This is a genomic window from Qipengyuania sp. NPDC077410, from assembly GCF_044543405.1.
GTDB classification, from domain to species: Bacteria; Pseudomonadota; Alphaproteobacteria; order Sphingomonadales; family Sphingomonadaceae; genus Qipengyuania; species Qipengyuania pacifica.
In genome coordinates this window covers 1,552,482-1,576,189 of the sequence record NZ_JBITWB010000001.1, presented here as the reverse complement: position 1 = coordinate 1,576,189, position 23,708 = coordinate 1,552,482, and the positions used below count along the sequence as shown (strand labels likewise).

At 61.0% G+C, this 23,708-nt stretch carries 28 protein-coding genes; 11 read left to right on the top strand and 17 right to left on the bottom strand.

Going from position 1 to position 23,708, the window contains the following annotated elements; all coding sequences use genetic code 11:
• Nucleotides 1–7: 7 nt before the first annotated feature.
• From pdeM to ACIGGE_RS07660, 5 genes are all read left to right on the top strand, one after another.
• Entirely contained in the window at nt 8–712 is a 705-nt protein-coding gene (pdeM, locus tag ACIGGE_RS07680) for a ligase-associated DNA damage response endonuclease PdeM (protein ID WP_397489869.1), read from the top strand.
• Nucleotides 713–847: 135 nt separating this feature from the next.
• Entirely contained in the window at nt 848–1,366 is a 519-nt protein-coding gene (infC, locus tag ACIGGE_RS07675; protein ID WP_103024566.1) for a translation initiation factor IF-3, read from the top strand.
• Between the two features lie 69 nt (nt 1,367–1,435).
• Entirely contained in the window at nt 1,436–2,020 is a 585-nt protein-coding gene (locus ACIGGE_RS07670; protein ID WP_397489867.1) for a hypothetical protein, read from the top strand.
• A gap of 196 nt (nt 2,021–2,216) precedes the next feature.
• Nucleotides 2,217–3,524 (top strand): cystathionine gamma-synthase family protein, encoded by a 1,308-nt coding sequence (locus tag ACIGGE_RS07665; RefSeq protein WP_222827961.1) that lies wholly within the window; start codon nt 2,217–2,219, stop codon nt 3,522–3,524.
• 113 nt (nt 3,525–3,637) lie between these two features.
• A complete protein-coding gene (locus ACIGGE_RS07660) occupies nt 3,638–4,417 on the top strand; it encodes a RimK family alpha-L-glutamate ligase (protein WP_397489866.1) in 780 nt (259 codons plus the stop codon).
• 81 nt (nt 4,418–4,498) lie between these two features.
• Here the strand turns inward: ACIGGE_RS07660 and ACIGGE_RS07655 are convergent, their stop codons facing one another.
• On the bottom strand, nt 4,499–5,032 hold the full coding sequence (locus ACIGGE_RS07655) for a J domain-containing protein (protein WP_397489865.1): 534 nt from the start codon (nt 5,030–5,032) through the stop codon (nt 4,499–4,501).
• A 155-nt stretch (nt 5,033–5,187) separates the two neighbouring features.
• On the opposite strand from ACIGGE_RS07655, the gene ACIGGE_RS07650 reads away from it, so the two are divergent.
• Nucleotides 5,188–5,337, top strand: a complete 150-nt coding sequence (locus tag ACIGGE_RS07650) for a hypothetical protein (protein ID WP_397489864.1) — start codon at nt 5,188–5,190, stop codon at nt 5,335–5,337.
• A 62-nt stretch (nt 5,338–5,399) separates the two neighbouring features.
• On the opposite strand, the gene pal is transcribed toward ACIGGE_RS07650, so the two are convergent.
• The 7 genes from pal to galE all read right to left on the bottom strand — a co-directional run bounded on the left by pal (nt 5,400) and on the right by galE (nt 10,977).
• On the bottom strand, nt 5,400–5,909 hold the full coding sequence (gene pal, locus ACIGGE_RS07645; protein WP_103024562.1) for a peptidoglycan-associated lipoprotein Pal: 510 nt from the start codon (nt 5,907–5,909) through the stop codon (nt 5,400–5,402).
• 74 nt (nt 5,910–5,983) lie between these two features.
• Nucleotides 5,984–7,381, bottom strand: a complete 1,398-nt coding sequence (gene tolB / locus ACIGGE_RS07640; RefSeq protein WP_234003233.1) for a Tol-Pal system beta propeller repeat protein TolB — start codon at nt 7,379–7,381, stop codon at nt 5,984–5,986.
• Nucleotides 7,378–8,232 carry an energy transducer TonB gene (locus tag ACIGGE_RS07635; RefSeq protein ID WP_397489943.1) on the bottom strand — a complete coding sequence of 285 codons (855 nt, stop codon included), beginning with the start codon at nt 8,230–8,232 and terminating at the stop codon, nt 7,378–7,380. The genes tolB and ACIGGE_RS07635 overlap by 4 nt, the downstream gene beginning before the upstream one ends.
• Before the next feature lie 10 nt (nt 8,233–8,242).
• Nucleotides 8,243–8,719, bottom strand: coding sequence for a biopolymer transporter ExbD (locus tag ACIGGE_RS07630; protein ID WP_196847776.1), 477 nt, complete (start codon nt 8,717–8,719; stop codon nt 8,243–8,245).
• Entirely contained in the window at nt 8,719–9,417 is a 699-nt protein-coding gene (tolQ, locus tag ACIGGE_RS07625) for a protein TolQ (RefSeq protein WP_103024559.1), read from the bottom strand. The genes ACIGGE_RS07630 and tolQ overlap by 1 nt, the downstream gene beginning before the upstream one ends.
• Nucleotides 9,414–9,878, bottom strand: coding sequence for a YbgC/FadM family acyl-CoA thioesterase (locus ACIGGE_RS07620; protein ID WP_103024558.1), 465 nt, complete (start codon nt 9,876–9,878; stop codon nt 9,414–9,416). Before ACIGGE_RS07620 ends, tolQ begins: the two co-directional genes overlap by 4 nt.
• Nucleotides 9,879–9,966: 88 nt before the next feature.
• Nucleotides 9,967–10,977: a UDP-glucose 4-epimerase GalE gene (gene galE, locus ACIGGE_RS07615; protein WP_397489863.1), complete on the bottom strand. Its 1,011-nt coding sequence runs from the start codon at nt 10,975–10,977 to the stop codon at nt 9,967–9,969.
• A 135-nt stretch (nt 10,978–11,112) separates the two neighbouring features.
• Between galE and ACIGGE_RS07610 the strand changes: the two genes are divergently transcribed.
• Together ACIGGE_RS07610 and ACIGGE_RS07605 are read left to right on the top strand one after the other, a co-directional pair.
• On the top strand, nt 11,113–11,721 hold the full coding sequence (locus ACIGGE_RS07610; protein WP_397489862.1) for a hypothetical protein: 609 nt from the start codon (nt 11,113–11,115) through the stop codon (nt 11,719–11,721).
• Complete coding sequence (locus ACIGGE_RS07605) at nt 11,718–12,857, top strand: M14-type cytosolic carboxypeptidase (RefSeq protein WP_397489861.1); 1,140 nt, start codon at nt 11,718–11,720, stop codon at nt 12,855–12,857. The genes ACIGGE_RS07610 and ACIGGE_RS07605 overlap by 4 nt, the downstream gene beginning before the upstream one ends.
• 9 nt (nt 12,858–12,866) lie before the next feature.
• Here ACIGGE_RS07605 and ACIGGE_RS07600 read toward each other — a convergent pair whose 3' ends face one another.
• From ACIGGE_RS07600 to ACIGGE_RS07580, 5 genes are all read right to left on the bottom strand, one after another.
• On the bottom strand, nt 12,867–13,040 hold the full coding sequence (locus ACIGGE_RS07600; protein ID WP_173830077.1) for a hypothetical protein: 174 nt from the start codon (nt 13,038–13,040) through the stop codon (nt 12,867–12,869).
• Between the two features lie 71 nt (nt 13,041–13,111).
• The gene (locus ACIGGE_RS07595) at nt 13,112–14,131 is read right to left on the bottom strand and encodes an LD-carboxypeptidase (RefSeq protein WP_397489860.1); all 1,020 of its coding nucleotides are present in this window, start codon (nt 14,129–14,131) and stop codon (nt 13,112–13,114) included.
• Complete coding sequence (locus ACIGGE_RS07590) at nt 14,128–14,532, bottom strand: cytidine deaminase (protein WP_397489859.1); 405 nt, start codon at nt 14,530–14,532, stop codon at nt 14,128–14,130. The genes ACIGGE_RS07595 and ACIGGE_RS07590 overlap by 4 nt, the downstream gene beginning before the upstream one ends.
• Before the next feature lie 10 nt (nt 14,533–14,542).
• Nucleotides 14,543–15,271, bottom strand: coding sequence for a glycoside hydrolase family 25 protein (locus tag ACIGGE_RS07585; RefSeq protein ID WP_103024553.1), 729 nt, complete (start codon nt 15,269–15,271; stop codon nt 14,543–14,545).
• A 9-nt stretch (nt 15,272–15,280) separates the two neighbouring features.
• Nucleotides 15,281–15,784: a UPF0262 family protein gene (locus ACIGGE_RS07580; RefSeq protein ID WP_397489858.1), complete on the bottom strand. Its 504-nt coding sequence runs from the start codon at nt 15,782–15,784 to the stop codon at nt 15,281–15,283.
• A 139-nt stretch (nt 15,785–15,923) separates the two neighbouring features.
• Here ACIGGE_RS07580 and ACIGGE_RS07575 point away from each other — a divergent pair, with 139 nt between their 5' ends.
• Entirely contained in the window at nt 15,924–17,444 is a 1,521-nt protein-coding gene (locus ACIGGE_RS07575) for a replicative DNA helicase (RefSeq protein WP_196847771.1), read from the top strand.
• 1 nt (nt 17,445) lies between these two features.
• Here ACIGGE_RS07575 and ACIGGE_RS07570 read toward each other — a convergent pair whose 3' ends face one another.
• A complete protein-coding gene (locus ACIGGE_RS07570; RefSeq protein ID WP_397489857.1) occupies nt 17,446–18,627 on the bottom strand; it encodes a phosphatidylserine/phosphatidylglycerophosphate/cardiolipin synthase family protein in 1,182 nt (393 codons plus the stop codon).
• A 108-nt stretch (nt 18,628–18,735) separates the two neighbouring features.
• Between ACIGGE_RS07570 and rpoZ the strand changes: the two genes are divergently transcribed.
• Together rpoZ and ACIGGE_RS07560 are read left to right on the top strand one after the other, a co-directional pair.
• Complete coding sequence (gene rpoZ / locus ACIGGE_RS07565; RefSeq protein WP_103024549.1) at nt 18,736–19,080, top strand: DNA-directed RNA polymerase subunit omega; 345 nt, start codon at nt 18,736–18,738, stop codon at nt 19,078–19,080.
• Nucleotides 19,081–19,188: 108 nt separating this feature from the next.
• Nucleotides 19,189–20,262 (top strand): DUF3667 domain-containing protein, encoded by a 1,074-nt coding sequence (locus ACIGGE_RS07560; RefSeq protein ID WP_397489856.1) that lies wholly within the window; start codon nt 19,189–19,191, stop codon nt 20,260–20,262.
• Nucleotides 20,263–20,274: 12 nt separating this feature from the next.
• Here ACIGGE_RS07560 and ACIGGE_RS07555 read toward each other — a convergent pair whose 3' ends face one another.
• The 3 genes from ACIGGE_RS07555 to ACIGGE_RS07545 all read right to left on the bottom strand — a co-directional run bounded on the left by ACIGGE_RS07555 (nt 20,275) and on the right by ACIGGE_RS07545 (nt 23,693).
• The gene (locus tag ACIGGE_RS07555) at nt 20,275–20,985 is read right to left on the bottom strand and encodes a 2OG-Fe(II) oxygenase (RefSeq protein WP_397489855.1); all 711 of its coding nucleotides are present in this window, start codon (nt 20,983–20,985) and stop codon (nt 20,275–20,277) included.
• A 32-nt stretch (nt 20,986–21,017) separates the two neighbouring features.
• The gene (gene ftsH / locus ACIGGE_RS07550; RefSeq protein ID WP_397489854.1) at nt 21,018–22,976 is read right to left on the bottom strand and encodes an ATP-dependent zinc metalloprotease FtsH; all 1,959 of its coding nucleotides are present in this window, start codon (nt 22,974–22,976) and stop codon (nt 21,018–21,020) included.
• 93 nt (nt 22,977–23,069) lie between these two features.
• Complete coding sequence (locus ACIGGE_RS07545) at nt 23,070–23,693, bottom strand: exopolysaccharide biosynthesis protein (RefSeq protein WP_397489853.1); 624 nt, start codon at nt 23,691–23,693, stop codon at nt 23,070–23,072.
• Between the last annotated feature and the right edge of the window lie 15 nt (nt 23,694–23,708).

The following is a 23,708-nucleotide window of genomic DNA, read 5'->3' as shown; positions in this document are numbered from 1 at the left end:
GCGCGCTATGGTTCCCCTTTCGTTCGCCGGTGAGGAATGGCTCCTGACAGAGGGCCGCACGCTGTATTGGCCGCGTGAACGCGCGCTACTAGTCGCCGACCTGCACCTCGAGAAAGGGAGCTTCTTTGCAGGCCATGGGCAGATGATCCCGCCTTACGATAGCAGAGAGACACTGGAACGTGTTGCACTCGCCATTCGCGAAACAGGCGCGCGCCGCGTTATTACGCTTGGGGACAATTTTCATGATTCCGACGGATCTACGCGGCTCGAGCCTCATGCCTGCGGGATGCTCGAAGCTTTGACGAAGGCCGTGGACTGGGTGTGGATCACTGGCAATCACGATCCGCACATGGATGCGCGATGTGGCGGTGTTCTGGTGGAAGAACTCGAATTGGGAGGCGTTGTCTTGCGCCACCGAGCGCACAAGGGTGAAACCCGACCTGAGTTGTCGGGCCATTACCATCCGCGTCTGCAACTCAAAATCCGCCATCGCAACATCCGTCGGCCATGCGCTGTCGTAAGCGCGAACGACGGGGCGGACGGGAAGCCATCCGGTCGGATGATATTGCCGGCCTTCGGCGCTTATACGGGTGGAATGAATGCGGCCGATCCAGCCATCCTTGCGGCGCTTCAACCGGCCGAGCGGATCGATGCCGTGGTACCCGCAAAAGGCCAGTTGGCCCGGTTCAATTTGTGGAATCGCGCTGCTTAAGCGCAACGCCGCAGCGATAAACTGCGCCCCATTCGCATAACACACTTCCGAATCCTCGGAACAATGCCTACATGCGCCCTTTCTAGTACGGCCACCAAAGGAGATTGCCCCATAGCCCGTCCACCCCGCCGTAGCATGCAGATGCCCGTCAAAAGCGGCCCTCGCTACGATAACATGATCAATGTGCCGAAGGTCCGCGTGATCGATCACGAAGGTGAGAACCTCGGCGTTATGTTCACCCGCGAAGCTGTCGAGCAGGCCAACGAACTCGGCCTTAACCTCGTCGAAGTGTCCCCCAACGCGGACCCGCCGGTGTGCAAATTCCTCGACGTCGGCAAATATCGCTACGAGGCGCAGAAAAAGGCGAACCTCGCGCGAAAGACGCAAAAGACGCAGGAAATCAAAGAGATTAAGATGCGCCCGAACATCGATGATCACGATTACGATGTGAAAATGCGCAACGTCGTCAAGTTCCTCGAGAACGGTGACAAGGTAAAATGCACTCTGCGTTTCCGCGGTCGTGAAATGGCCCATCAGCAACTCGGCATGGACCTGCTCAACCGCGTTCGTGACGATGTGGAAGAAATCGCCAAAGTCGAAGCCTTCCCGCGGCTCGAAGGCCGCCAGATGGTAATGGTACTGGCGCCCAAATAGTCAGCCGACAACGCAATCAAAAGCGACGAACCGGGGAACGCGAATGCCGTCTCCCCGGTTTTTCTTTGCATGAAACAAGCCTCCATTCTCGCCATGGCCTGCAGTCTCGCGCTAACGGCATGCAACCAGTCCGAAACAGATCAAGACAGCCCGGCGACCACCCTGGCAAGTGGATCTTCCGTGGAGGTCGCCCTTCCTGCTCCGACCCAGGCTACTGGGCAGATGACAGGTGGAGAGAACGATGGTTCGCCCGATCTCTCCCCCGCCCCCCTGACTCCCAAAGCGGAACGCGGTGAAGCAGGCGCCCGCAACGTTCTGCTGTCCTTTGCCCGCGCCATTGAGCTGCGCGAGTTTGATCAAGCGTGGGAAATGCTTGATGAGGGTGATCAGCAAAGGTGGAGCAAGGCTCAATGGCGCGCCTTATTCGCCGATCTCGGCAAGATCACGGTCGCAGTCCCAGATGGCTCCATGGAAGGCGCGGCCGGATCATCCTATTACACCAGTGAAGCGACAATAACGGCAACCGACAAGGATGGTCGTCCCGTTCGATATGAAGGACCCGTCGTCCTTCGCCGCGTCAACGACGTCCCCGGCGCCAGTGCCGCCCAACTGCGCTGGCATATCGACAGCGTCCAGCTCGACTGGACACACTAGACTGTTGCAGATGCAATCCCGATCCTGCTCGCCATGCGCGGGCCTAGTTGAACGCGCTCACGAAGCAAACTAGTGGGATCGCTACAAGCGACGGTTGGCGGAGAAGCGTTCCTGCGGAGGTTAGGAGCGGGTGCCGCTATCCATTCGATCAGCTCCCGCCTTCCTGGGAGCGTGTTTTAGGAAGGATGCTCCCACAATGAGCGATCACGATATCGACCCCACCTCGCCCCGCATGGCGCCCAAGCCGGAAGTGACCAAGATCGGTGGCCGCGAACTCAAGCCCAGCACACTGATGATGGGTCACGGCTTTGACCCGGTGCTGTCGGAAGGTAGCCTCAAACCGCCGATCTTCCTGACGTCCACCTTCGCGTTCCCAAGCGCTGCCGATGGGAAGCGCCATTTCGAAGGCATCACCGGCAAGCGCCCAGGCGGTTCGGACGGTTTGGTATATTCGCGCTTCAACGCACCCAACCAGGAAATTCTCGAGGATCGCCTTTCCGTTTGGGACGGCGCCGAAGACGCGCTGAGTTTCTCGAGCGGCATGACGGCGATCTGTGTCCTGATGCTGGCCTATGCCAATCAGAATGATGTCATCGTGCATTCCGGTCCGCTCTATGCAGCGTCTGAAGGCTTCGTTGCCAAGGTGCTTGCACGCTTCGGCATCACCTATGTCGATTTCCCTGCCGGTGCCACGCGCGAAGACATCGACGCAGTGCTCAGCAAAGCGAAGGCGCAAGCTAAATCGCAGGGCGGCAACGTCTGCATGGTGTATCTCGAAAGTCCTGGCAATCCGACAAATGCTCTTGTCGATGTCGAAGCCGTCCGTGCGGCCGTCGACGAGGCTGGGCTCGAATGTCCGATTGCCATCGATAACACCTTCCTTGGTCCGCTTTGGCAGCGTCCGCTCGACCAGGGCGCGGACATCGTGGTCTATTCGCTGACCAAATATGTCGGCGGCCATTCCGACCTCGTCGCGGGCAGCATCGCCGGAGCGAAGAAATGGATGGACCCGGTCCGCATGCTTCGCAACACGATGGGCGGCATCTGCGATCCCAACACCGCATGGATGCTTCTGCGCTCGCTCGAGACGGTCGAACTTCGCATGCAGCGGGCCGGAGACAATGCAGCGCGGGTTTGCGATTACCTTGCCAAGCACCCCAAGGTCGAAGGCCTAGGCTATCTTGGCATGATAAAGGATGCCCGCCAGCAGGATATCTATGATCGCCATTGCAAGGGCGCCGGCAGCACTTTTTCACTACTGCTAAAAGGCGGAGAGGCCGAGTGCTTCCGCTTTCTCGACAGCCTGAAAATCGCCAAGCTCGCCGTCAGCCTTGGCGGAACAGAAACTCTGGCAAGTCACCCGGCTTCGATGACTCACCTTTCTGTCGCGGAAGGACGCCGCGCGGAACTCGGAATTTCCGATAATCTGGTACGGATCAGTATCGGGATCGAGGATCCGGACGATCTGATCGCCGACTTCGAACAGGCGCTGGAGGCAGTCTGACACGCATCGGCTTTCTCGCCTGCGCGGAAACGCTTCCCAATGGCGGCCCCCGTCGCGGAGATGCATTCGAACATGATCTCGAAGTCGGCGCCCTGCGGCCGGCCTTCGAGACCGTGGGGCTCACGCTGGTCGAGATCGACTGGCGGGCCCCGCTCGAAGATTTCGACGACATTGCCCTGGTGCTGCTCGGAACGGCATGGGACTATCAGGATCACGCTCAGGATTTTCTTGCCAAACTGGATGCTCTTGCGGATCGCGGCGTCCTAATATGCAACTCCCCCGAGATCGTTCGCTGGAACGCGAACAAGCGGTATCTGGAAGAGCTAGCGGATGGAGGCGCCACGACGGTCCCGACACTCTGGCTCGACGATGTCGATCGTGCCGGCATCATCCGCGCGATGGATGAATTCGACACCGATCGCATCGTCGTGAAGCGACAGATTGGTGCTGGGGCTCTCGGCCAGCATAGCTTCAGCCGAACTGAACTGCCCCGAGAAGATTGGGCAATGAGGCATGCCTGCATGGTACAGCCCTTCCTCCCGAGCATTGTGCAGGAAGGCGAATATACCTTTGTCTTCATCGAAGGGTGTTTCAGTCACAGTGTGCTGAAGCGCGCAGGAGAAGGGGACTACCGGATCCAGTCGCTCTACGGCGGCATCGAATGCGATTATGTGCCGAGCGAACAGGATCTCGCGACAGCAGAGGCAGTGGTAGCTGCGCTACCCTTCGACCGCCCACTCTACTGTCGCATCGATATGGTCCGGCTCGCTTCGGGCGAACTTGCGGTCATGGAAGCGGAAATGATCGAACCCTATCTCTACCCCGAGCAGGGACCGCAGTTGGGCGAGAAGATGGCCAAAGCGATTCTCACGCGCCTGACTGACCTGCCCTGAAAGAAGACGCCAGGAACCGAACCCCAAAGATACCTAAGTAACACTAGGCACTAACTCAGCTTGGCGCCGAGCGCCAACGTATTAACCCCGCCATTCGCGGCGCTCTTCCGCCGATTTCAGCACTTCGTAAGCCAACTGCAGCTTCTGGAACTCTGCCGCGGCCTGCTTGTCGCCGGGCTTCACGTCGGGATGCACCGTTTTGGCTTTTTCGCGCCACGCTTTCTTGATTGCACCGAACTCGACATCGGCTTCGAGTTCGAGAACTTCGAGCGCGCGCATTTCGTCCGCGCTGCGCGATCCGTCGCCGCTGCCGCTCCAGCCATAATGTTGGGCTTCGGCATAACCTGCGTTCTCACTGCGCTCGGTCTGCGCGCGTGCTTCCTTCTCGGCTTTGTCGAGTCCTTCGAAATAGTCCCACTTCTGATTGTATTCGGCGGCATGCTTCTGGCAAAACATCCATCGTTCTGGGCTGTTCGGCGCCTTCGGGGCGGGACAAGTGCCAGGCTCTTCACAGCCATGCCGATCGCACAGCCGCACGGTGGTAGCTTCGCGGGCGGAGCCATATCCGCGCCAGCGCGGAAATCCCCAATCGTTGGACCTACGCGGTTTAGCCACGGCGAATATATGTCGTTTGTCGATTGGGCATCGCGGTCAATCTAAGGGCGCTGGCAAAAGGTACAAGATCGGTTAATTCAGTTTCATTATGAAATGTTGCAATGCAACCAAGACAAATTATATGATTGGCAGCAACGCATCGAACGGATGATACAATGAGCAGACAGCTGACGATTTCCGCACTGGCGGCGTCGATATCGATGGCATTGTTCGCACTAAGTGCAGGTTTCGGCGCATTCTCCATCGAAAATCCGGCGCACATTGCCGGCAAAGCGCCGCTAATCGAACTTTACGCCGGTCAGTAACCCGGCATTACAATTCAACCGGATGTAAAAGGGCTCCCAACTCGGGAGCCCTTTCGTCTTAGTCAGTTGATCGTGACCGTCGCTGCGCGGCGGTTCTGTGCCCAGGCAGCCTGGTTCGACCCCAGGGCAACCGGACGTTCCTTGCCATAGCTGATCGTGCGGATGCGGTTGGCCGGGACGCCGACCGAAACGAGATAGTTCTTTGCGGCATTTGCGCGGCGTTCACCCAGCGCGAGGTTGTACTCACGCGTGCCACGTTCGTCGGCATGTCCTTCGATGGTGAAGTTCACCTGCGAATACTGGCTGAAATACTGCGCCTGACGCTGCAGTTTGGCCTGGTCTTCGGCATCGATATTATATTGATCGGTATCGAAGTAGACGACCGTGTTCTGCTGTCCCACTGCATCGATGAAATGCTGCTGCGAACCAACACCCGGACCAGAGGGTGCCGGTGCCGGAGCCGGCGCAGTTTCTGTCGGCGGCGGCGGAAGTTCTTCCGGTGCTTTCTTCTGGCAAGCGGCAAGCGCGATGGTCGATGCAAGCATCAGGCCGGTGGCAACACGAGTATTCATAGGCTGTCCCCTTTTAAACAGCTTGGTTGATCGTTATCCGCCAAGGATCCATTCCCTGTCATAACTCAATGCAGTTATGGCAGAATCGGTCCCCAAGCCGGATCGGATGCATCGACGGGCGTCGGGAGCTGGCGTAGGTTTTCACCCGTAAGATCGACTTGATACAGCGCTGCCTTGCCGCTGTTGCGTTCGGTACGGAAGAACTGGATGATGCGGCCGTTCGGCGCCCAGGTCGGGGCTTCATCCTGCCAGCCATTGGTCAACACCCGAACATTGCCGCCGGATGGTGTCATGACCGAAATGTTGAACGTGCTTGAGTTGGTGAAAGCAATCTGGTCGCCGCGCGGGCTCCACTCCGGGGTCGCGCAGCGCGAACCGCCGAAGCTGATCCGGCGTTGGTTCGTCCCGTCGGCATTCATGACATAGCATTGCTGTGCGCCGGACCGATCGCTTTCGAAAACGATCTGGCGACCATCGGGCGAATAGGAGCCGCCGATATCGATGCCCGGCGTGTCGGTCAGGCGAATGCTCTCGCCCCCACGAGCGGAAACGCGATAAATGTCGGTATTGCCGCCCACTGCCATTGAATAGAGCAACCAGTTTCCATCAGGGCTCCAGCGCGGGGCGAACGTCGGGTTGTCGCTCTGCGTGATCAACGTCTGACGACCGGTTCCGATGTCATAGACGTAGATGCGCGGATTGCCGTCGACATAGCTGAGGTAGGACAGCTTCTTGTAGTCTGGCGAATAGCGCGGCGTCAGCGCCGTCGAACGACCGGTCGTAATGAACCTGTGGTTGGCGCCGTCGCTATCCATGATCGCCAGGCGTTTGCTGCGATTATCCTTCGGTCCGGTCTCCGCGATGTAAGCAATCCGGCTGTCGAAGAACGGGCTTTCGCCGGTCAGACGTGAATAGATAAGGTCGGAACACTTGTGCGCCGCGCGCCGCCAATCTGCTGGGGGAACCACCCAGCCTTCACGAACGAGTTCGCTCCGCAGCGCCATGTCGTAGAGATAACAGCCGACCGTAAGCTTGCCGTCGGTGCGTCCGCGCACATAGCCGTGAACGAGCATTTCTGCCCCGCGGTTCGACCAAGTCGGAAAATTCGGCGAAGTGATTTCGTTGAACGTGGGTTGCGGAAGGGAATCAGGACCTGTTGGCTTGAATAGCCCGTTGTTACGCAAGTCGGCCGTGATCACCCGGGCCAGTTCCTTGCCGAGAGCTGCCGTTCCGGACGAATTGGCAGGCGTCGATACATCGCGATCGGTCGCGAAGCCCGGAATGGCTATGCCAAGATCGTCGAGATTACCCTCGAAACTGACCGATCCCGAAAGGCCTTCTCCCTCATCGATGGTTTCGACCACTCCTCCTTCGGGAAGCGGTTGCCCAAGATCCTGGTTCTGAACCGCTTGATCCTGGGCGGAAAGGGGGGCGGCGAGAAGCGCCGCGGCGGCAAAGAGAACATACTTCACTGGGCCAATCTCCAGTCGAAATCCACGGTGATGACTTTCCATGCCTCATAATACTCTTGAGGCAGATCGAAGGGTGCAGCCAATTGAACGGCTCTTACAGCTTGCTCTCCATGGCGGCCGGCCTGAGCGCGGTTGATGTCGGTGACACCCCGTTGCCCGGCGACGCTCGGGGCACCGGCCAGCGAACCGTCCGGATTGAGGCTGAAGCGTACCTTGGTGACAATCTTTTCGACATCGGGACCGCTCGGCGGCTGCCAGTGTGGCCGAAGCTGCCGGGCGACAGCCTGGAACAGCGAAGCCTTCGTGCTGGCGCCGATTTGCGATGCGGGGGCTCGCGTTTCGTTTGTGCGGCTGCTGTCCCCGGCGCCTTCAAGGAAATTGTCGCCCAGACGCGAGCCGCCACTGCGCTGGCTGGTCTGGCGTTGAGGCTGCGGTTGCGGCTGCGCGCGCGGCGGTTGTGCCTGGGGCTGCGTCCGTTGCGGTTCCGGCCGACGCGCCCTTGGCGCTTCCGTACGAGGTTGCGGCGATGGCGCCCGCGTTTCGCGCTGCGGCTGCGGCGCCGGAACCGGACGTTCCACCCGAGGCGGCGCAGGTTGTTGCTGCTCCGGTGCCGGAGCCGGATTGACGTCCATGGTCGGCGCCGTCGAGGCGCGACTTTCCGTTACCGGGTCGGGCGCCGTTGCTTCCATGCCGACTTCTTCCGCCAGACTTACGGTCATTCGCTGCGGTGGATCGATAGCTGGTGCCGGAAACAGGCCTTGCACGATAAGAATGGCGAGAAGCGCGACATGCAGCACGACCGCGACGATCAGCCCGGTCCGCTCCTCTGCTCTGATGCCCACTCTCTCCATCGGCATGCGGCTATTCCGCGCCAGATGAACGGTTGTTGACCGATGCGGGGGTTGCGCTGTTTGTGATCAGCGAAATCCGATTGAGACCCGCACGGTTCAATTCCCCCATCACTGCCATCACCCGCCCGTAATCCAGCGCACGATCGGCACGCAGGGTAATGTCGGGGCCTTCCCCGCCCGCACGAGGCAGACTTTCGAGCGCCTGCGGCAAACCGCCGAGTTCGACCGGTGCGTCGTCGATATAGACATAGCCGGCCTCGTCGATGCTGATGGTCACCTGCTGCTGCTCATTGGAAAGCTGGGCGGCGCGGCTGTCGGGCAGGTCGATCGGCACCCCGGCCGTCAATAGCGGGGCAGTGACCATGAAAATGATCAGTAGAACCAGCATGACATCGACGAACGGGGTGACGTTGATCTCGCTCATGGGGCGACGGCGACCGCCGCGCCCGCGTCTCGCACCGCGAGATGAGGCTAGCCCCATCGCCATCAGCGCGCCTCCAGCTGGCGGCTGAATGTTGCGTTGAGTTTGTCTGCGAAGCGCTGCAGACGCGCTTCGTAACGATCAACGCGGTGGCTGAAGCGGTTGTAGGCGATGACAGCCGGTATTGCGGCGAACAGGCCGATTGCGGTCGCGAACAGGGCTTCCGAGATACCGGGAGCGACGACGGCCAGCGAGCTGCTTTCCTGCGCGCCGATCTGGAAGAAGCTGTTCATGATGCCCCAGACCGTACCGAAGAGGCCCACGAACGGCGCAACCGAACCCACGGTCGCGAGGAAATTCAACCGCTCGGCGATCTCGTCGGTTTCATGGGCGATCTGGCTGTCCATGGCGGTCGTGATACGACCCCGGAGCGCTTCGGGATCGCGCACCGCCGTCTTGGTAGAGCGGCGATATTCGGACACGGCGGCCTGGGCCACGCGGGCAACCGGGAGATCCTTCTTTCCGCGTTCGGACGCGAAGCTGTCGAAGCTGTCCGCCTGCCAGAACTCGCTCTCGTATTCGATGGTTTTGGTGCGCAGCTTGGCGACGCGCAGGCTGAAGCTGACTATGATCATCCATACCCATATGCTGGCGAGCAGCAGGCCGGTCATGACCAGCTGGACGACGATGTCGGCATCGAGAAAGAGACGGATCGGGTCGAGCCGGGTCGGTGCCGCGGCGGCCAATAGTGTAAGCGAGCTCATTGTTCCCCTTGCTCGGCAAATTGCGCGAAAGCCGCGCGCCATTCCTCAGGCTGGCGTTTGGGCCGGCCTTCGGGTGAAACGAAGCCGACGCGCAAATGTGCCTCGGCCAGAAGTTCGCGCTGTTTACCCGCCAACCTGAACGCAAGCTGGTGCATGCGGCAGGAGGCCGCCTTCAGCTCGGTACAGCGCGTTTCGATGAGTACATCGTCATCGAGCCTGGCGGGGCGCAAATATTTGAGATTTATCGCCGAAACGGCATACGCCCCCTCCCCCGCCTCGATCGCGGCGCGCTGATCGATGTCGAGGCGGCGCAGCAGATCGCTGCGGGCCCGTTCGAACCAGCGCAGGTAATTGGCGTGGTAGGTGATCCCGGACAGGTCCGTGTCTTCGTAATAGACGCGTACGGCATAAAGGTGGGTATCACCTTCGAGCGTTCCGTCCGGGAGATTGGGCAGTGTCATGGGCAAGGGCGCCCTTTAGACGAGGCTGGAGTCCTGCGGCAATGGAGAACGACGAACCGACGTGTTGGCGCGGCCAAGCGGGAATCCATCACTTTCCGCGCAGGTCGGAGAGCTTGCGTTCCCATTGCAGCGCATGCGTGATGATATCGTCGAGATCGGCGTATTGCGGCTGCCACGGCAGGACCGAGCGGATGCGCGAAGGGTCCGAAACCAGTTCGCCCGGGTCCCCCGCGCGACGCGGCACCAGATGTCGATCAAACGTATGATTGGTCACCCGAACAACGGCATCGAGCACTTCGAACACCGAAAAACCGCGCCCATAACCGCAATTCATGGTCAGCGAACGGTCGGGCTCGCTGATGAGAGCTTCGAGCGAGAGCAGATGAGCGGCGGCCAGGTCGCTGACGTGGATGTAGTCGCGCACGCCAGTGCCATCGCGCGTTTCGTAATCGGTGCCGAAGACGGACACGCTGTCCCGCTTGCCCGTTGCCGCTTCGCAGGCGACCTTGATCAGATGTGTTGCCCCAGCCGTCGACTGGCCGGTGCGCCCCTGAGGATCGGCGCCCGCGACATTGAAATACCGCAGCGCGCAATAGTTGAAACGATGCGCCGCGCTGGCATCTGCGAGCATCTGTTCGGTCATCAGCTTGGACCAGCCGTATGGGTTGATCGGCTGTTTGGGGCTGTCTTCCGAAACCGGCGAGACTTCGGGCGTGCCGTAGGTCGCAGCAGTGGAACTGAAGATGAAATGCCGGATGCCGCCAGCAACCGCCGCTTCGATCAGCGCGCGGCTTTTGACGGTGTTGTTGTCGTAATATTTCAGCGGATTTTCGACCGATTCCGGGACCACGACGGACCCTGCAAAATGCATGATGGCCGCGATGCCCTGTTCTGCGAAAATGCGCGTCAACAGGGACGCATCGGCAATGTCGCCTTCGTAAAGTGGCACATCGTCAGGCACGGCAAAGGCAAAGCCGGTCGACAGATTGTCGATCACCGCCACCGGCCAACCAGCATCGCGCAAGGCAAGGACCGCGTGACTGCCGATATACCCGGCCCCGCCGGTCACCAGGACGGGCACTTTTCGAACGTCGTTCATGGCGCGCGGAGTTAGCACAAGATCAGGACGCGGCAACGCTTCACGCAAGCCTCGACGGTTGGCGGTGCAGATTTGCCTGGCCATGCGTTGCAGGGAAAGACAGAAATCTCAGACAGACGTGAGAAGGATCGCCACATGAAACCTCTACCCATTGCTCTTGGCCTTGCCGCTGCACTGACGCTCGGCGCCTGCACCACCACGCCCACGGGTCCCGTCGAGGTAACCCGGTTCGTTGCCGCCGATCGCACGGCCGAGCTGGGCCGCGGGAGCATCTTCGTAGAGAGCGCCGCCGGGCTGGAGGGCGATAGCCTGACGCTGTCACCCTACAAGGCGGCCGTTGCCGACGAGCTGCGCCGTCTCGGCTATACCGAAAGTGCGCGCGAGCGCGCAGGTCAGGTCGCGCAGGTTTCGGTGGAACGCTACATGCTGGGCAGCGGTGGACGCCGCAGTCCGGTCAATGTCGGCGTGGGCGGTTCCACGGGCAGCTACGGGTCGGGCCTGGGACTTGGGATCGGCATCAATCTGGGCGGCGGACAGAAGGATCGGCTGGGTACGGAAATGGCCGTAACCATCCGCGACAAGGCAACCGGCGAGAGCATCTGGGAAGGCCGCGCCGATTTCCAGGCGCCTGAAGATTCGCCCCTTGCACGCGGACCCGCGAACGCCCAGACGGTCGCCTCCGCGCTGTTCCGGGACTTCCCCGGCAACAATGGCGAAACAATAGAAGTAGAGGTTTCCGAGTGAGTGATATCCGGATCGATTCCGCGTTCGACAGCGGCAATATCGAAGTGCTGTCGGTAAACGGCGCCAGCGCCAGGCTGGCGATCCCGAAAGACACGAACAGCGATTTCAAACAGTGGTTCCACTTCCGCGTTTCGGGCGCGGCAGGCCGCGAACTGGAACTGAACATCACCGGGCTGGAAGAAAGCGCCTATCCCGGCGGCTGGCCCGGTTACGATGCCTGCGTGTCCGAAGATCGCGATTACTGGGGGCGCGCAGCGTCCAGTTACGACAAGAATGTGGACGGCGGTACGCTGACGATCCGCTATCTGCCGGCAAGCGACGTGGCGTGGTTTGCCTATTTCGCGCCCTATTCGATGGAACGCCATCACGATCTGATTTCGGAAGCGGCCGCTTCGGAAGGCGTCGACTACGTTCACCTCGGCACCACGCTCGACGGGCAACCGATCGATTGTCTCGAGATGGGCGAAGGCGAGTTCAAGGTTTGGCTCTATGCCCGCCAGCATCCCGGCGAAACGCAGGCGGAATGGTGGATGGAAGGTGCACTGGAGGTGCTGACCGACCCCGCCGACAGCGTGGGCCGTCTGCTGCGCGAGAAGTGCCGCCTGCATCTGGTGCCCAACTGCAACCCCGATGGTTCGAAGCGCGGCAATCTGCGCGTCAATGCCGCCGGTTCGAACCTAAACCGCGAATGGGCCGAGCCCAGCGCGGAAAAATCGCCGGAAGTGCTCGCCATTCGCAACCGGATGGATGAAACGGGCGTCGATTTTGCCATGGATGTCCACGGCGACGAGGCGATTCCGGTCAGCTTCCTGGCCGGTTTCGAAGGCATCCCGAGCTGGACCGACCAGCAGGGCGATGGATATTACCGCTATGAGGCGATCCTCGACCGCCGCACACCGGATTTCCAGACCGAACAGGGCTATACCAAATCGGCCCCCGGCAAGGCCAATCTGGCGATGAGCACCAATCAGGTGGCCGAACGTTTCGGCGCCACGTCGATGACGCTGGAAATGCCGTACAAGGACAATCCGGCCAGTCCCGAACCGGAACAGGGCTGGAGCCCCGAACGCTGCAAGATGCTGGCGCGCGACTGCCTGGCCAGCCTGCTCGAATGGCTGGAAACCCGCGAGGGCTGAGCGAAATGCTCAGCCTTCGAGGATTTTCTGGGCGACCTCTTCGATCGAGCCGGTAACGAGAAGCGGCTGGCCACCGACGATCCCGACGGTGGTCTGGCCGTTCTCGGCCGCGCGCAGCCACGCGATATTCGAGGCGACGACGAGATAGTTCCCGCCGCGCGAATTGAGGGCAACGAATTTCATAATTGGGGGGTCTCCTGATACAGCGGGAATATCCTGCATCGCTCAAGGAGCGGTTAACGGGGATACCGTAATCAGGCCACGGCGGGATGGAGCATCCGCAGGGTTCGCGCCGTAGCATCGAATTCCACGTCGACGCCGACCGGCAGGCTCAACTGGTTACCGACGTGGCCGGTGTCGAAGCCGGCAATTGCCGGTTTGCCAAGCGCACCAAGGTATTGGTCGACGACGTCGTCGAGCGTGAAGGTATCGCTGCCCGGTGCCGGGGAACCGCAGCGGGTGCACTGGCCGAAGATCACCCCACCCACACGGTCCAGGATTCCGCCAAGCTTCAACTGCTGGAACATGCGATCGACGCGATAGGGGTCTTCGTTGATGTCTTCCACGAAGAGGATTGCACCGTCAAAGTCGGGCAACCAGCCCGTGCCCATCAGGGTCGACAATATGGTGAGATTTCCCCCGAGGAGGCGCCCGCGGGCCGTGCCGCCGGTCAGCGTGCGCGCCGGGCGACCGACGGCATCTTCCACATCCGCCCCGCCGAGGACCGGCGTGCCCGCGGCAAATGCGATCTGCCACAGGCTGTCCCAGCTTTCCTTCTGCCAGCTGCTCGCCCCATTGGGTGCGTGCAGGGTCGCAAAGCCGGCCCGGGCAGCGATGGCAAGATGCAGCGCAGTCGTATCGCTGTAGCCGATCAGCAGCTTGGGATTGTCACGAATCCCGTTCCAGTCGAGCATGGGCAGGATGCGCGCCCCGCCCCAGCCCCCGCGTATAGCGAAGATGGCGCGGACATCCGGATCGGCGAACATTGCATCGAGATCGCTTGCCCGTGCGGCATCGGTCCCGGCAAGGTAGCCATATTGTTCGCCGACATGCTGCCCCAGCTTCGGCACCAGCCCCATGCCGGTGATCCAGTGGATGGCACGGTCCAGTTCGTCCGGCAGGGTCAAAGCACTGGCAGGAGCGACCAGCCCGACCGTATCGCCTGCCCGCAGGCGCGGCGGTTTTCGGCCAGCTTTCGCAGACAAGGAACCCGGCATGAGCGCCGCCCCCGCCAGCCCACCCAGCAGGCCAAGCGCGGTGCGGCGCGCGATCATGCGAGGCTCGCAGGGCCGAATGCGTGCGGCAGCAGATCCGACAGGCGCAGCCTGCGCACTTCGTCCGGACCAACACAGAGAATTTCCGGATCGGTCCCGCCAAGCTGTGCAAGTTCGTTCAGCACCTGGCGGCAACGACCGCAGGGCGTGATCGGTTCTGTACCGGGGCCGGTCACAGCGACCGCTTGCAGCGCGCCGCGCGCGCCATCGGCCATGGCCTTGGACACCGCGACCGTTTCCGCACACAGGGCCAGGCCGTAGCTGGCGTTTTCGATATTCGTTCCGGTGACGATGCTGCCATCTGCAAAACGTAGCGCCGCGCCGACGGGAAATTTCGAATAGGGCGAATAGGAGTGTTGCGCAGCCTGGCGCGCGGCATCGATAAGTTCCTGGTCGGTCATCGTTCAGTCCTCAGGGCCGGACAACGACCCAGCGCAGCGGTTCCTGCGCAGCTTCGGTCTTGTACCAGCGATTGGCGGTCCACATCAGCCACGGCCTGCTTGCATAATCGGGTTCGACCCAGCTGCGGGTAAGCCATAGCTGACGGTCGAAACGGCGCGACGGCGCATAGGCGGCTTCGAATTCTTCTACGGGCGCGAGGATGGCGGGTTTGCCGCTGTGCGCCTCGATCTGGTTGACGAGCGTGGTCAGCTCGCTCTGCACCGCGGCATCCGACACGCGCGACGGGCACTGGTCGGCCGTCGTTTCCAGCAGAATGACCGGAGGCAGGAGGTCGCTGTCGCGCGGTACCATGGTGACGAAATTGGCCGACTGGCCATCGGCCACGGCGCAGGGATCGAAACGGTGCGTCGCCCCCACCGCGAGCCCTGCGGTGCGTGCACGGGCGAGGTTCTGCCCGAAGGCGATATCCTTGCGCCCGGCCCCGTCGCTTGCTTCCAGATAGACGAATTTGGCGCCAAGGCCCGCAATGGTGCCGAAATCGACCGCGCCATCGGCGGCGCCTACCAGCGCGCCCTGATCGGGCCAGACCGCCTCGTCCGGCCGCCAGCTGCGACCCTTGTGCCAAGCATAGGCACCGGCGACGAGAAGCAGGACCAGCACCAGCAGCACGATCTTTCCCACCCGCGGGAACAGTCTTTTCGCCCCGGCCCTGCGCCGTCCGCGTCCGCGCTTAGCCATACTTACCCCTCAGCCCTTGATATGCAGTACGCAGATGAGCGTGAAGAGGCGCCGCGCAGTGGCGAAATCCGTTTCGATCTTGCCCTCCAGCCGCTCGACCAGCAGCTCTGCCGCGCGATTGTGAATGCCCCGGCGCGCCATGTCGATCGTCTCGATTTCCATCGGCGTCGCTTTGCGAATGGCCTGGTAATAACTGTCGCAGATGGCGAAATATTCGCGGATCGGCCGCCGGAAGCGCGCCAGACCGAGCAACAGTTCTTCCAGCAGCTGATCGTCGTGATCGGCGATCCGCATAAGCAGGCGCCCATCGCGAACCGCAAGGGTCAGGCGATAGGGCCCGGCCGCGCCGCGCTCTGCCGCGCGCACCGGCTTGAACAGGTTTTCCTCGATCAGATCGAAGATGGCGATCCGCCGTTCCTGCTCGATATCGGCATTGCGCCAGATGATCGTCTCTTCATCGAGCTCGATATGCGCGATGCTATGGTCGCCCGGAGAAGATGCTGAATCGGTCATGCCTGCACGCTGCTTTCGCAGAGATAGGCGGGTTGCGGCAAGGGGCTCGCGAAGTGTCCCCACTATCCACAGGGCGAAATGAAAATTTAGCGGCCTAATTTCCTTGTCACCACGACCCCGCGGCAGGCATCAGACACGCATGGCCGATACCGATCTCCTCTTCCGCACCGACGATTCGACCGATGCCAGATCGGCGAAAGGTCCCGTGCTGCCCGCCAACCTGGAAGCGGAAGCGGCCTTTCTGGGCGCCGTGCTGATCGACAACAAGGTGATCGAGGAACTGACCACGCCGCTGATGGCGGATCATTTCCACGAGCCGGTGCACCAGCGTATCTATGAACGCGTGCTCAAGCTGCTGGACCGCAATTCGGTGGCGACGCCGGTTACGCTCAAGCCCTATTTCGAGAGCGACGAGGCGCTGAAGCAGCTGGGGGGCACGACCTATCTGGCGCAGCTGACGGCCGACGGCCAGGGCCTGCTGCACCCGCGCGAACTGGCCGACCAGATCTATGACCTCGCGCTGCTGCGCGAACTGGTGAGCGTGGGGCGCAATCTCGTGGAAGGGGCGCTGGACACGTCGGACGAGGTCGAACCGCTGCGCAAGATCGAGATGGCCGAGGCCGATCTCTACCGCGTGGCCGAAGGCGCGACGACGGGCAGCGAGGCGCAGACCTTCCGCAAGGCGGCGTTCGGCGCGCTGGAAGTGGTCCAGGCGGCGATGAATTCGGGGGGGCGCTTTTCGGGCAAGACCACCGGCCTCGACACGATCAACGACAAGACGAGCGGACTGCACAATTCGGACCTCGTGATCCTGGCCGGGCGCCCCGCCATGGGCAAGACCTCGCTCGCCACCAACATCGCCTTCAATGCGGCGCGGCGGCTGATGGACGATCTCAAGACCGGGATCGAGGCCGACAAGTCGCCCGGCGCGGGCGTCGCCTTCTTCAGCCTGGAAATGAGCGCCGACCAGCTGGCCACGCGTATCCTGGCCGAACAGGCGGAAATCTCGAGCGAAAAGCTGCGTTCGGGCAAATTGAGCCGGGAGGAATTCCAGCGCCTGTCCTTCGCCAGCCAGGAGCTGACCGATCTGCCGCTCTATATCGACGATACCCCGGCGCTGACCATCGGCGCGCTACGGACGCGGGCGCGGCGCCTGAAGCGGCGCCACAATATCGGCCTGGTGATCGTCGACTATCTGCAGCTGCTGCAGGGTTCGGGCCGTGCCAGCGACAACCGCGTGAACGAAATCTCGGAAATCAGCCGCGGACTGAAAACGCTGGCGAAGGAACTGCACGTTCCGGTGATCGCCCTGTCCCAGCTTTCACGCCAGGTCGAACAGCGCGAAGACAAGCGCCCGCAGCTGGCCGACCTGCGCGAATCGGGTTCGATCGAGCAGGACGCCGACATGGTGTGGTTCATCTTCCGAGCCGAATATTATCACAACGCGACCAAGCCCGACACGCCCGACGAAACCAGTTCGGAAGAAGTGCGGATGAAATACGCCGAATGGGAAGCGCGCCATCTGGAACTGGTCAACAAGGCAACCCTGATCGTGGCCAAGCAGCGGCATGGTTCGACCGGCAATGTTCCACTGCTCTTCCACAGCGAGTTCACCAAGTTTTCCAGCCCGGAAGTGCGGAACTACGAGGAATACGAGTAACTCAGATCCCCAGGTTGAGGCGCCTGGTAACGGTGTAGTCGATCACCGATACCAGCAGCCAGCTGAGGTTCCAGCGAATGCGGTTCCAGACCGTCGCGCGCTGCTTGTGAAGCGGTATCGAAATGCGTTCGGACGCCTCGATATGCCAGCTGATGAATTCGCGCATGCGATCAGCGAGGGCGGCATCGTCCACCTTCAGCACCAGTTCGAGATTGATGTAGAGGCTGCGCATGTCGAAATTCGCGCTGCCGAGATAAACCGAATCGTCCAGCACGATCAGCTTGGTGTGCAGCTTGCACGGCGCGAATTCCCAGATCTGCGCCCGTTTCGAAAGCAGATAGCCATAGAGCGAGCGGCTGGCGCCGATCGTGGCGCCATTGTCCGATTTGCCGGCCATCACGAGGCGCGTCGCACCTTTCTGCGCGATCCGGCCCATCCTGCGCAGCAGCTTCCTGGGCGGGCTGAAATAGGCCATGAACATATCCAGGCGATCGCCGGACACGAGATCGTCCGACACGCAGCGCGCCCAGCTGGATAAACCACGCGTCGGACCGCCGACCAGCCATGTCGTGCGGGCCTGTTTCCATTCCCAGTCGCGGACCGTGCGTGCGATTTCCCGGGCGTGCTGTTCTTCACGTTCGGTCCATTGGCGCAGTTTGGAATACCAGTCGTTCAGGCCTTCGACGGCAGATCCTTCGATGACGATGCCGAGATCGTTCCACCCGTTCTCGGCCGGAGGAGCAAAGTAATCGTCGGCGATGTTAAAGCCCCCGAACATCGCTTTCCTGCCATCTGCGATGACCATTTTCTGGTGGTTGCGGATGAGATAGCGCCGGGTCCACTTCGCCGAGAAACACAGGAATTCGCCGCCCGCTTCGACCAGAGGCTGCAGAAATGCATCGGTCGCATCGGCACCGAAGCGATCAACGATGAGGGTGACCCGGACCCCGCGCCTTGCCGCCGCAACGAGCGCATCGCGAAATTGCGTGCTGACCGTATCCTCGGCAAATATGTAAAAGCAGACGTCGAGACTTTTCCGTGCGCCCGCAACGAGATCGAACAACGCCTTACGCCTGTCCTCCCCGCCCGGATAGAAAGCGAGATGCTGGCCCGCTGCATCCATTTCGAAAGGCTCCGGATCGGTAAAGTCCGCGCCGGGGCTGGCCGTTTCGATGTCTCCCATACTTCCGGCCTTACTCGCTTGCTGACGGGTGGCAATCCTTGACTGCCGAGCCCCGAACGCTTAAGTGGCGCGCTTTCCCGGAATCACTTGATTTGCATCGGAGTGCCAATGGCGCGCGTTACTGTCGAAGACTGCGTAGACAAGGTCCCCAACCGTTTCGATCTCGTCCTGCTGGCTGCCCAGCGGGCGCGTGAGATTTCTGGTGGTGCGGAAATGACCGTCGATCGCGATCGCGACAAGAATCCGGTCGTTGCCCTGCGCGAAATCGCCGAACAGACGGTCAAGCCGAAGGAACTGCACGAAGCTGCAGTGACCAACCTGCAGAAAATCCTTCCGGACGACGATGACGAGATGGATGAAGTGGGTTCGCTGAGCCAGTCCGCAGAAGCACTGCGGATCACCGCTTCGGCACCGACCCGTTCGACCTCGATCGGCGCCGACTACGACGGCTGATCCGAGCAGGCTTGCTGAAAAATAGTGGAAAGGCCGCCCTCTGGGCGGCCTTTTTGCGTTGCAGCGAGGATGTCGCTGGCCTTATCCTGCAACCGGACAGGAGGGCATATGAGCGAGTTCGGCGACGCATTCGGGACTGCAGTCGAAGGCGGCCTTTTCGCCAAGGCCGTGGGCCGCGGAAGCAAGGGCCTGCCAGAAGCTGCAGAGCTGCAGGCTGGCCACTTCGACGAAGGGGCATGCCTCAATTGCGGAACGGCGCTGACGGGCAACTATTGCCACGCCTGCGGCCAGAAAGCGCATCTGCACCGTACGCTGGGCGCCTTCTTGCATGATCTTCTGCATGGCGCCCTGCACTTCGAAGGCAAAACCTGGAAGACCCTGCCGAAGCTGGCACTGAAGCCCGGCGAGCTTACCCGTCGCTACATAGAAGGCGAACGGGCAGCCTTCGTTAGCCCGATGGGCCTGTTTCTGTTCTCCGTCTTCCTGATGTTCGCGGTTTTCCAGATTGCGGGGATTGGACTTTCTACCCCGGCGCAATTCGGTTCTGCCAGCCGCGACATCACGCACGCCATCGAAAATCTCGAACGCGAGCGCGCCGACTTGCGCGCAGAGCTTTCGGCGATGGAGCCCAACGACCCCGAGCGTTCCGAAACACAGGCGGATCTGGCCCGAGTGGAGGAACAGGTGACGACGCTGAACTCGCTGCCGGTTATGGGCGCCGGCGCGAAAGGACAGACGCAATGGAAATCCGGCATCGGGTGGTTCGACAAGACGATCAAGAAGTGGAACGATAACCCGAACCTGATGCTCTACAAACTGCAGAGCAACAGCTACAAATTCAGCTGGCTGCTGATCCCGCTGTCATTGCCGTTCGTCTGGCTTCTGTTCTTCTGGAAGCGCCGCTTCCGCGCCTATGACCACGCGATTTTCGTGACATATTCGATCGCGTTCATGTCGCTCCTGTTCATCGTGATTTCGATCTTGGTGAAGGTCGGGGCGCCCGAGTGGTTATCGGCAGGCCTGGCGTTTATCGTGCCACCGATCCACATCTACAAGCAATTGCGCCATGCATATGATCTGAACCGCTTTTCGGCTTACTGGCGGCTGGCGTTGCTACTGATCTTCATCACCATCATTGCCAGCCTCTTCATCCAGCTGGTGTTCTTCCTCGGCGCATTCTGACCCAAGCCCCGATTACCGCCGCAACCATCCCGTGAGCGCATAGCGGCGGAAGGGGCTGGCCTGACTCACTTCGCTAACACTATGAACTTGGGGGACACGGAAGAGATTGAGGCGGTTGAAACCCGGAATAATAGCAGCCGCACCATGGCCCTCTGCCTCATGCATCAACAATAGCCCGCCCCATTCGACCCGCCATTCAGGGCACAGCGATAGAACATAAGCAGCGCTTCGGTTCTTACCTGCAACATCATCGTCGTGACGTGTCAGGAAATCGCCAGGGGAATAAGCCGTTGCTTGTGCATCGGCAAACCCGATCGTGTTATCGCCAGTGATCTCACGTAACAAATCCCGCGCTTCTCCATTAGACAACCAAGACGCATATTTAGCCAGAACGTCCGTAGACCGCGACCGGACTTTGGGATCATCTGAGATACGGATCGTCTCGTAGCGAAATTGGAAGCCTCGCCGAGCGCCAGCGTAAACCGCTTGATCAAGCGACCTTATTCGACCTGCGCTCATGCTGCGCCGAGTATTGCGATCCAGCTCAAATAGCTTTTCCCCGCTGTTAATGACCTGGCACCAATCAGAGCGGGAGCGTAAATTTTCGTGCAGCAATTCAGCACCCCCGCGCGCCAAGAACCGTTCGATCGTGACACGCCCGGTGGCGGCGAAGCGTCGCGCCAATTCAGAGGTGTCGATAGAAGGATCTAGCGCAAAAGGCATTGCCGTGAAGGTAACATTAAACGAGAAAAGAATTACGCACTCTGCGGCGCAGTGCCCCCGCCGAATTTCCTGCCGGCCTTAGGGACAGCGGCCCCTGCCAGCGGCTTGATCGTGACGGAACTCTTGGGTTCGTCCGGCCGGTCGATCTTGCCATCTTTCATCAGCTGATCGATTTCTTCCCCGGTCAGCGTCTCGTATTCGAGCATAGCCTGAGCAAGCAGGTGCAACTTGTCCTCCTGATCTGTCAGAATTTCCGTTGCCCGCTTCAGACCGTTTTCGACCAGATCCTTGATTTCGGCATCGATCAGCTTGTTCGTTTCAGCACCGCCCATGGTACGCGCGGTCTGTCCCATGCCGAGATAACCTTCCTGGCTCTGTTCGTATTGCAGGGGACCGAGCTTGTCGGACATGCCCCACTTGGTGACCATATTCCGGGCGAGATCGGTGGCGTACTGAATGTCGCCGCTGGCACCGCTCGATACCTTGTCGTGACCGAAGATGATCTCTTCTGCGACGCGGCCGCCCATAGCGACCGCCAGGTTCGCGTGCATCTTGTCACGGTGGTAGGAATAGCTGTCCCGTTCAGGCAGACGCATGACCATGCCCAGCGCGCGACCGCGCGGAATGATCGTTGCCTTATGAATGGGATCGGATGCCGGCTCGTTCAGCGACACCAGCGCGTGGCCGGCCTCGTGATAGGCGGTCATCTTCTTCTCATCCTCGGTCATGACCATGCTGCGGCGCTCCGCACCCATCATGACCTTGTCCTTGGCGTCTTCGAACTCCTGCATGGCGACCAGGCGCTTGTTGCGGCGCGCGGCAAGCAAGGCCGCTTCGTTACACAGGTTGGCGAGATCCGCGCCCGAAAAACCGGGTGTTCCGCGCGCGATCGTGCGAGGATTGACGTCGGGCGCCAGCGGCAGCTTCTTCATATGCACGGCGAGGATTTTCTCGCGGCCGTCGATATCCGGCACCGGCACCACGACCTGACGGTCGAAACGACCCGGACGCAGCAGCGCAGGATCGAGCACATCGGGGCGGTTCGTGGCGGCGATGATGATGATGCCTTCGTTCGCCTCGAACCCGTCCATTTCGACCAGCAGCTGGTTCAGCGTCTGCTCGCGCTCGTCGTTCGAATTGCCCAACCCATGGCCGCGTGAACGGCCAACGGCATCGATTTCGTCGATAAAGAGGATGCACGGGGCATTCTTCTTCGCCTGTTCGAACATGTCGCGCACGCGGCTTGCACCAACGCCGACGAACATTTCGACGAAGTCTGACCCGGAAATGGTAAAGAAAGGCACGCCCGCCTCGCCCGCAATGGCGCGAGCCAGCAGTGTCTTACCGGTACCGGGCGAGCCGACAAGCAGCGCACCCTTGGGAATCTGGCCGCCGAGCTTGGAGAAGCGCTGCGGATCCTTGAGGAATTCGACGATCTCTTCCAGCTCTTCGCGGGCTTCATCGATGCCGGCGACATCGTCGAACGTAACCTTGCCCTGGCGTTCGGTCAGCAGCTTGGCTTTCGATTTTCCGAAACCCATCGCCCCGCCAGCGCCGCCGCCCTTCTGGACCTGTCGCAAGGCGAAGAACGCGATACCGAGGATCAGCACGAATGGCAGGATCTGGATCAGTGCGTAGAGCAGGATATTGCCGTTATCGGCTTCCGCGCCCGAATAGCGCACGCCATTGTCTTCGAGCAGCTGGGGCAGCGATGTGTCGTTGGCCACGGGAATGGTCGAAAACTGTTCGCCATTCTTCATTTCACCCACGATCTGCGTTTCGGAAATCTGCACATTGGCAACCGAGCCTTCGGCGACCTTGTCGCGGAAGTCGGAATAAAGCAGCTGCGTGCCATTGCCGCCGCTGCTGCCACCAAAGAACGAGACGACCATCAGCAGGGCGAGAAAAATGCCGCCCCAGATCATCAGGCTCTTCACCCAGGGGTTGGGTCCGTTGCCTTCGGGCTCGGGGGGAGAATTCTGCTCGCTCATTCGCGGGTTCCTTTCATTCCCGAGTATGTAGGATACCACAGGTGAATGGCAAGTTGACCCGTGCCCGCAATTTTACGTGTGCCGCAGCACGGTTCACAGGAACGGCAGACCGCCGCCATTGCCCGAAGAATTCAGGAACATGTAAACGCCCGCTCCGGCCGCAATGGCGGTGAAGACAAGCGCAGCAAGGACGAGTGCACCGTCCCGCACGGTAAGAGCCAGTCCCAACACCGCGATGGCGAGCATCGGGAAGGAACTGGCGAAGGGCAGAAATTCGAGGGGCGGCACCGTACAGCACAGTGCGATGATGAGGATCGCGACCAGTTTGATAGCGATGCCTTCGGTCAGTATTTCGAGGCGACCTTCGCTGTGCCGGTCGAGAAATTTGCCGATACCGCGAAGCTTGCCGACCGCCTTGTGAAGTTTCCTGGAGCCGACCGCCCGATTCTGCACGAACTGCGGCATCCAGACATGGTCGCGCCCAATGAGGAGCTGAACCGCTATCAGCGCGATGAACAGCGCGAGAGCGGTTGGCAGTCCCGGTATGCCGCCGATCGGCGAAAGTTCGAGCAAGGCCGGAAGCATTATGAAGGGGCCGAAGCTGCGTTCGCCGAAATCGTCCAGAACATCCGCGACGCAGACCTTGTCGCCGTGCGAAGCAAGCTCGTCGAGCTCGCTGAGCACTTCGGTTACGCTGGATGGTTCGTGATGCGCCAACTGCAACTCCCTCGC

What these genes read in the sequence shown, in the direction of transcription:
- ACIGGE_RS07590 (WP_397489859.1), bottom strand. Translation starts at nt 14,532, where the DNA reads ATGACCGACCAGGAACTTATCGATGCCGCGCGCCAGGCTGCGCAACAC.
- ACIGGE_RS07560 (WP_397489856.1), top strand. Translation starts at nt 19,189, where the DNA reads ATGAGCGAGTTCGGCGACGCATTCGGGACTGCAGTCGAAGGCGGCCTT.
- ACIGGE_RS07580 (WP_397489858.1), bottom strand. Translation starts at nt 15,784, where the DNA reads ATGACCGATTCAGCATCTTCTCCGGGCGACCATAGCATCGCGCATATC.
- ACIGGE_RS07635 (WP_397489943.1), bottom strand. Translation starts at nt 8,232, where the DNA reads ATGGAGAGAGTGGGCATCAGAGCAGAGGAGCGGACCGGGCTGATCGTC.
- ACIGGE_RS07665 (WP_222827961.1), top strand. Translation starts at nt 2,217, where the DNA reads ATGAGCGATCACGATATCGACCCCACCTCGCCCCGCATGGCGCCCAAG.
- infC (WP_103024566.1), top strand. Translation starts at nt 848, where the DNA reads ATGCAGATGCCCGTCAAAAGCGGCCCTCGCTACGATAACATGATCAAT.
- rpoZ (WP_103024549.1), top strand. Translation starts at nt 18,736, where the DNA reads ATGGCGCGCGTTACTGTCGAAGACTGCGTAGACAAGGTCCCCAACCGT.
- ACIGGE_RS07610 (WP_397489862.1), top strand. Translation starts at nt 11,113, where the DNA reads ATGAAACCTCTACCCATTGCTCTTGGCCTTGCCGCTGCACTGACGCTC.
- ftsH (WP_397489854.1), bottom strand. Translation starts at nt 22,976, where the DNA reads ATGAGCGAGCAGAATTCTCCCCCCGAGCCCGAAGGCAACGGACCCAAC.
- pdeM (WP_397489869.1), top strand. Translation starts at nt 8, where the DNA reads ATGGTTCCCCTTTCGTTCGCCGGTGAGGAATGGCTCCTGACAGAGGGC.
- tolQ (WP_103024559.1), bottom strand. Translation starts at nt 9,417, where the DNA reads ATGAGCTCGCTTACACTATTGGCCGCCGCGGCACCGACCCGGCTCGAC.
- ACIGGE_RS07620 (WP_103024558.1), bottom strand. Translation starts at nt 9,878, where the DNA reads ATGACACTGCCCAATCTCCCGGACGGAACGCTCGAAGGTGATACCCAC.
- ACIGGE_RS07585 (WP_103024553.1), bottom strand. Translation starts at nt 15,271, where the DNA reads ATGGCTAAGCGCGGACGCGGACGGCGCAGGGCCGGGGCGAAAAGACTG.
- galE (WP_397489863.1), bottom strand. Translation starts at nt 10,977, where the DNA reads ATGAACGACGTTCGAAAAGTGCCCGTCCTGGTGACCGGCGGGGCCGGG.
- pal (WP_103024562.1), bottom strand. Translation starts at nt 5,909, where the DNA reads ATGAATACTCGTGTTGCCACCGGCCTGATGCTTGCATCGACCATCGCG.
- ACIGGE_RS07650 (WP_397489864.1), top strand. Translation starts at nt 5,188, where the DNA reads ATGAGCAGACAGCTGACGATTTCCGCACTGGCGGCGTCGATATCGATG.
- ACIGGE_RS07600 (WP_173830077.1), bottom strand. Translation starts at nt 13,040, where the DNA reads ATGAAATTCGTTGCCCTCAATTCGCGCGGCGGGAACTATCTCGTCGTC.
- ACIGGE_RS07595 (WP_397489860.1), bottom strand. Translation starts at nt 14,131, where the DNA reads ATGATCGCGCGCCGCACCGCGCTTGGCCTGCTGGGTGGGCTGGCGGGG.
- ACIGGE_RS07630 (WP_196847776.1), bottom strand. Translation starts at nt 8,719, where the DNA reads ATGGCGATGGGGCTAGCCTCATCTCGCGGTGCGAGACGCGGGCGCGGC.
- ACIGGE_RS07570 (WP_397489857.1), bottom strand. Translation starts at nt 18,627, where the DNA reads ATGGGAGACATCGAAACGGCCAGCCCCGGCGCGGACTTTACCGATCCG.
- ACIGGE_RS07670 (WP_397489867.1), top strand. Translation starts at nt 1,436, where the DNA reads ATGAAACAAGCCTCCATTCTCGCCATGGCCTGCAGTCTCGCGCTAACG.
- ACIGGE_RS07575 (WP_196847771.1), top strand. Translation starts at nt 15,924, where the DNA reads ATGGCCGATACCGATCTCCTCTTCCGCACCGACGATTCGACCGATGCC.
- ACIGGE_RS07555 (WP_397489855.1), bottom strand. Translation starts at nt 20,985, where the DNA reads ATGCCTTTTGCGCTAGATCCTTCTATCGACACCTCTGAATTGGCGCGA.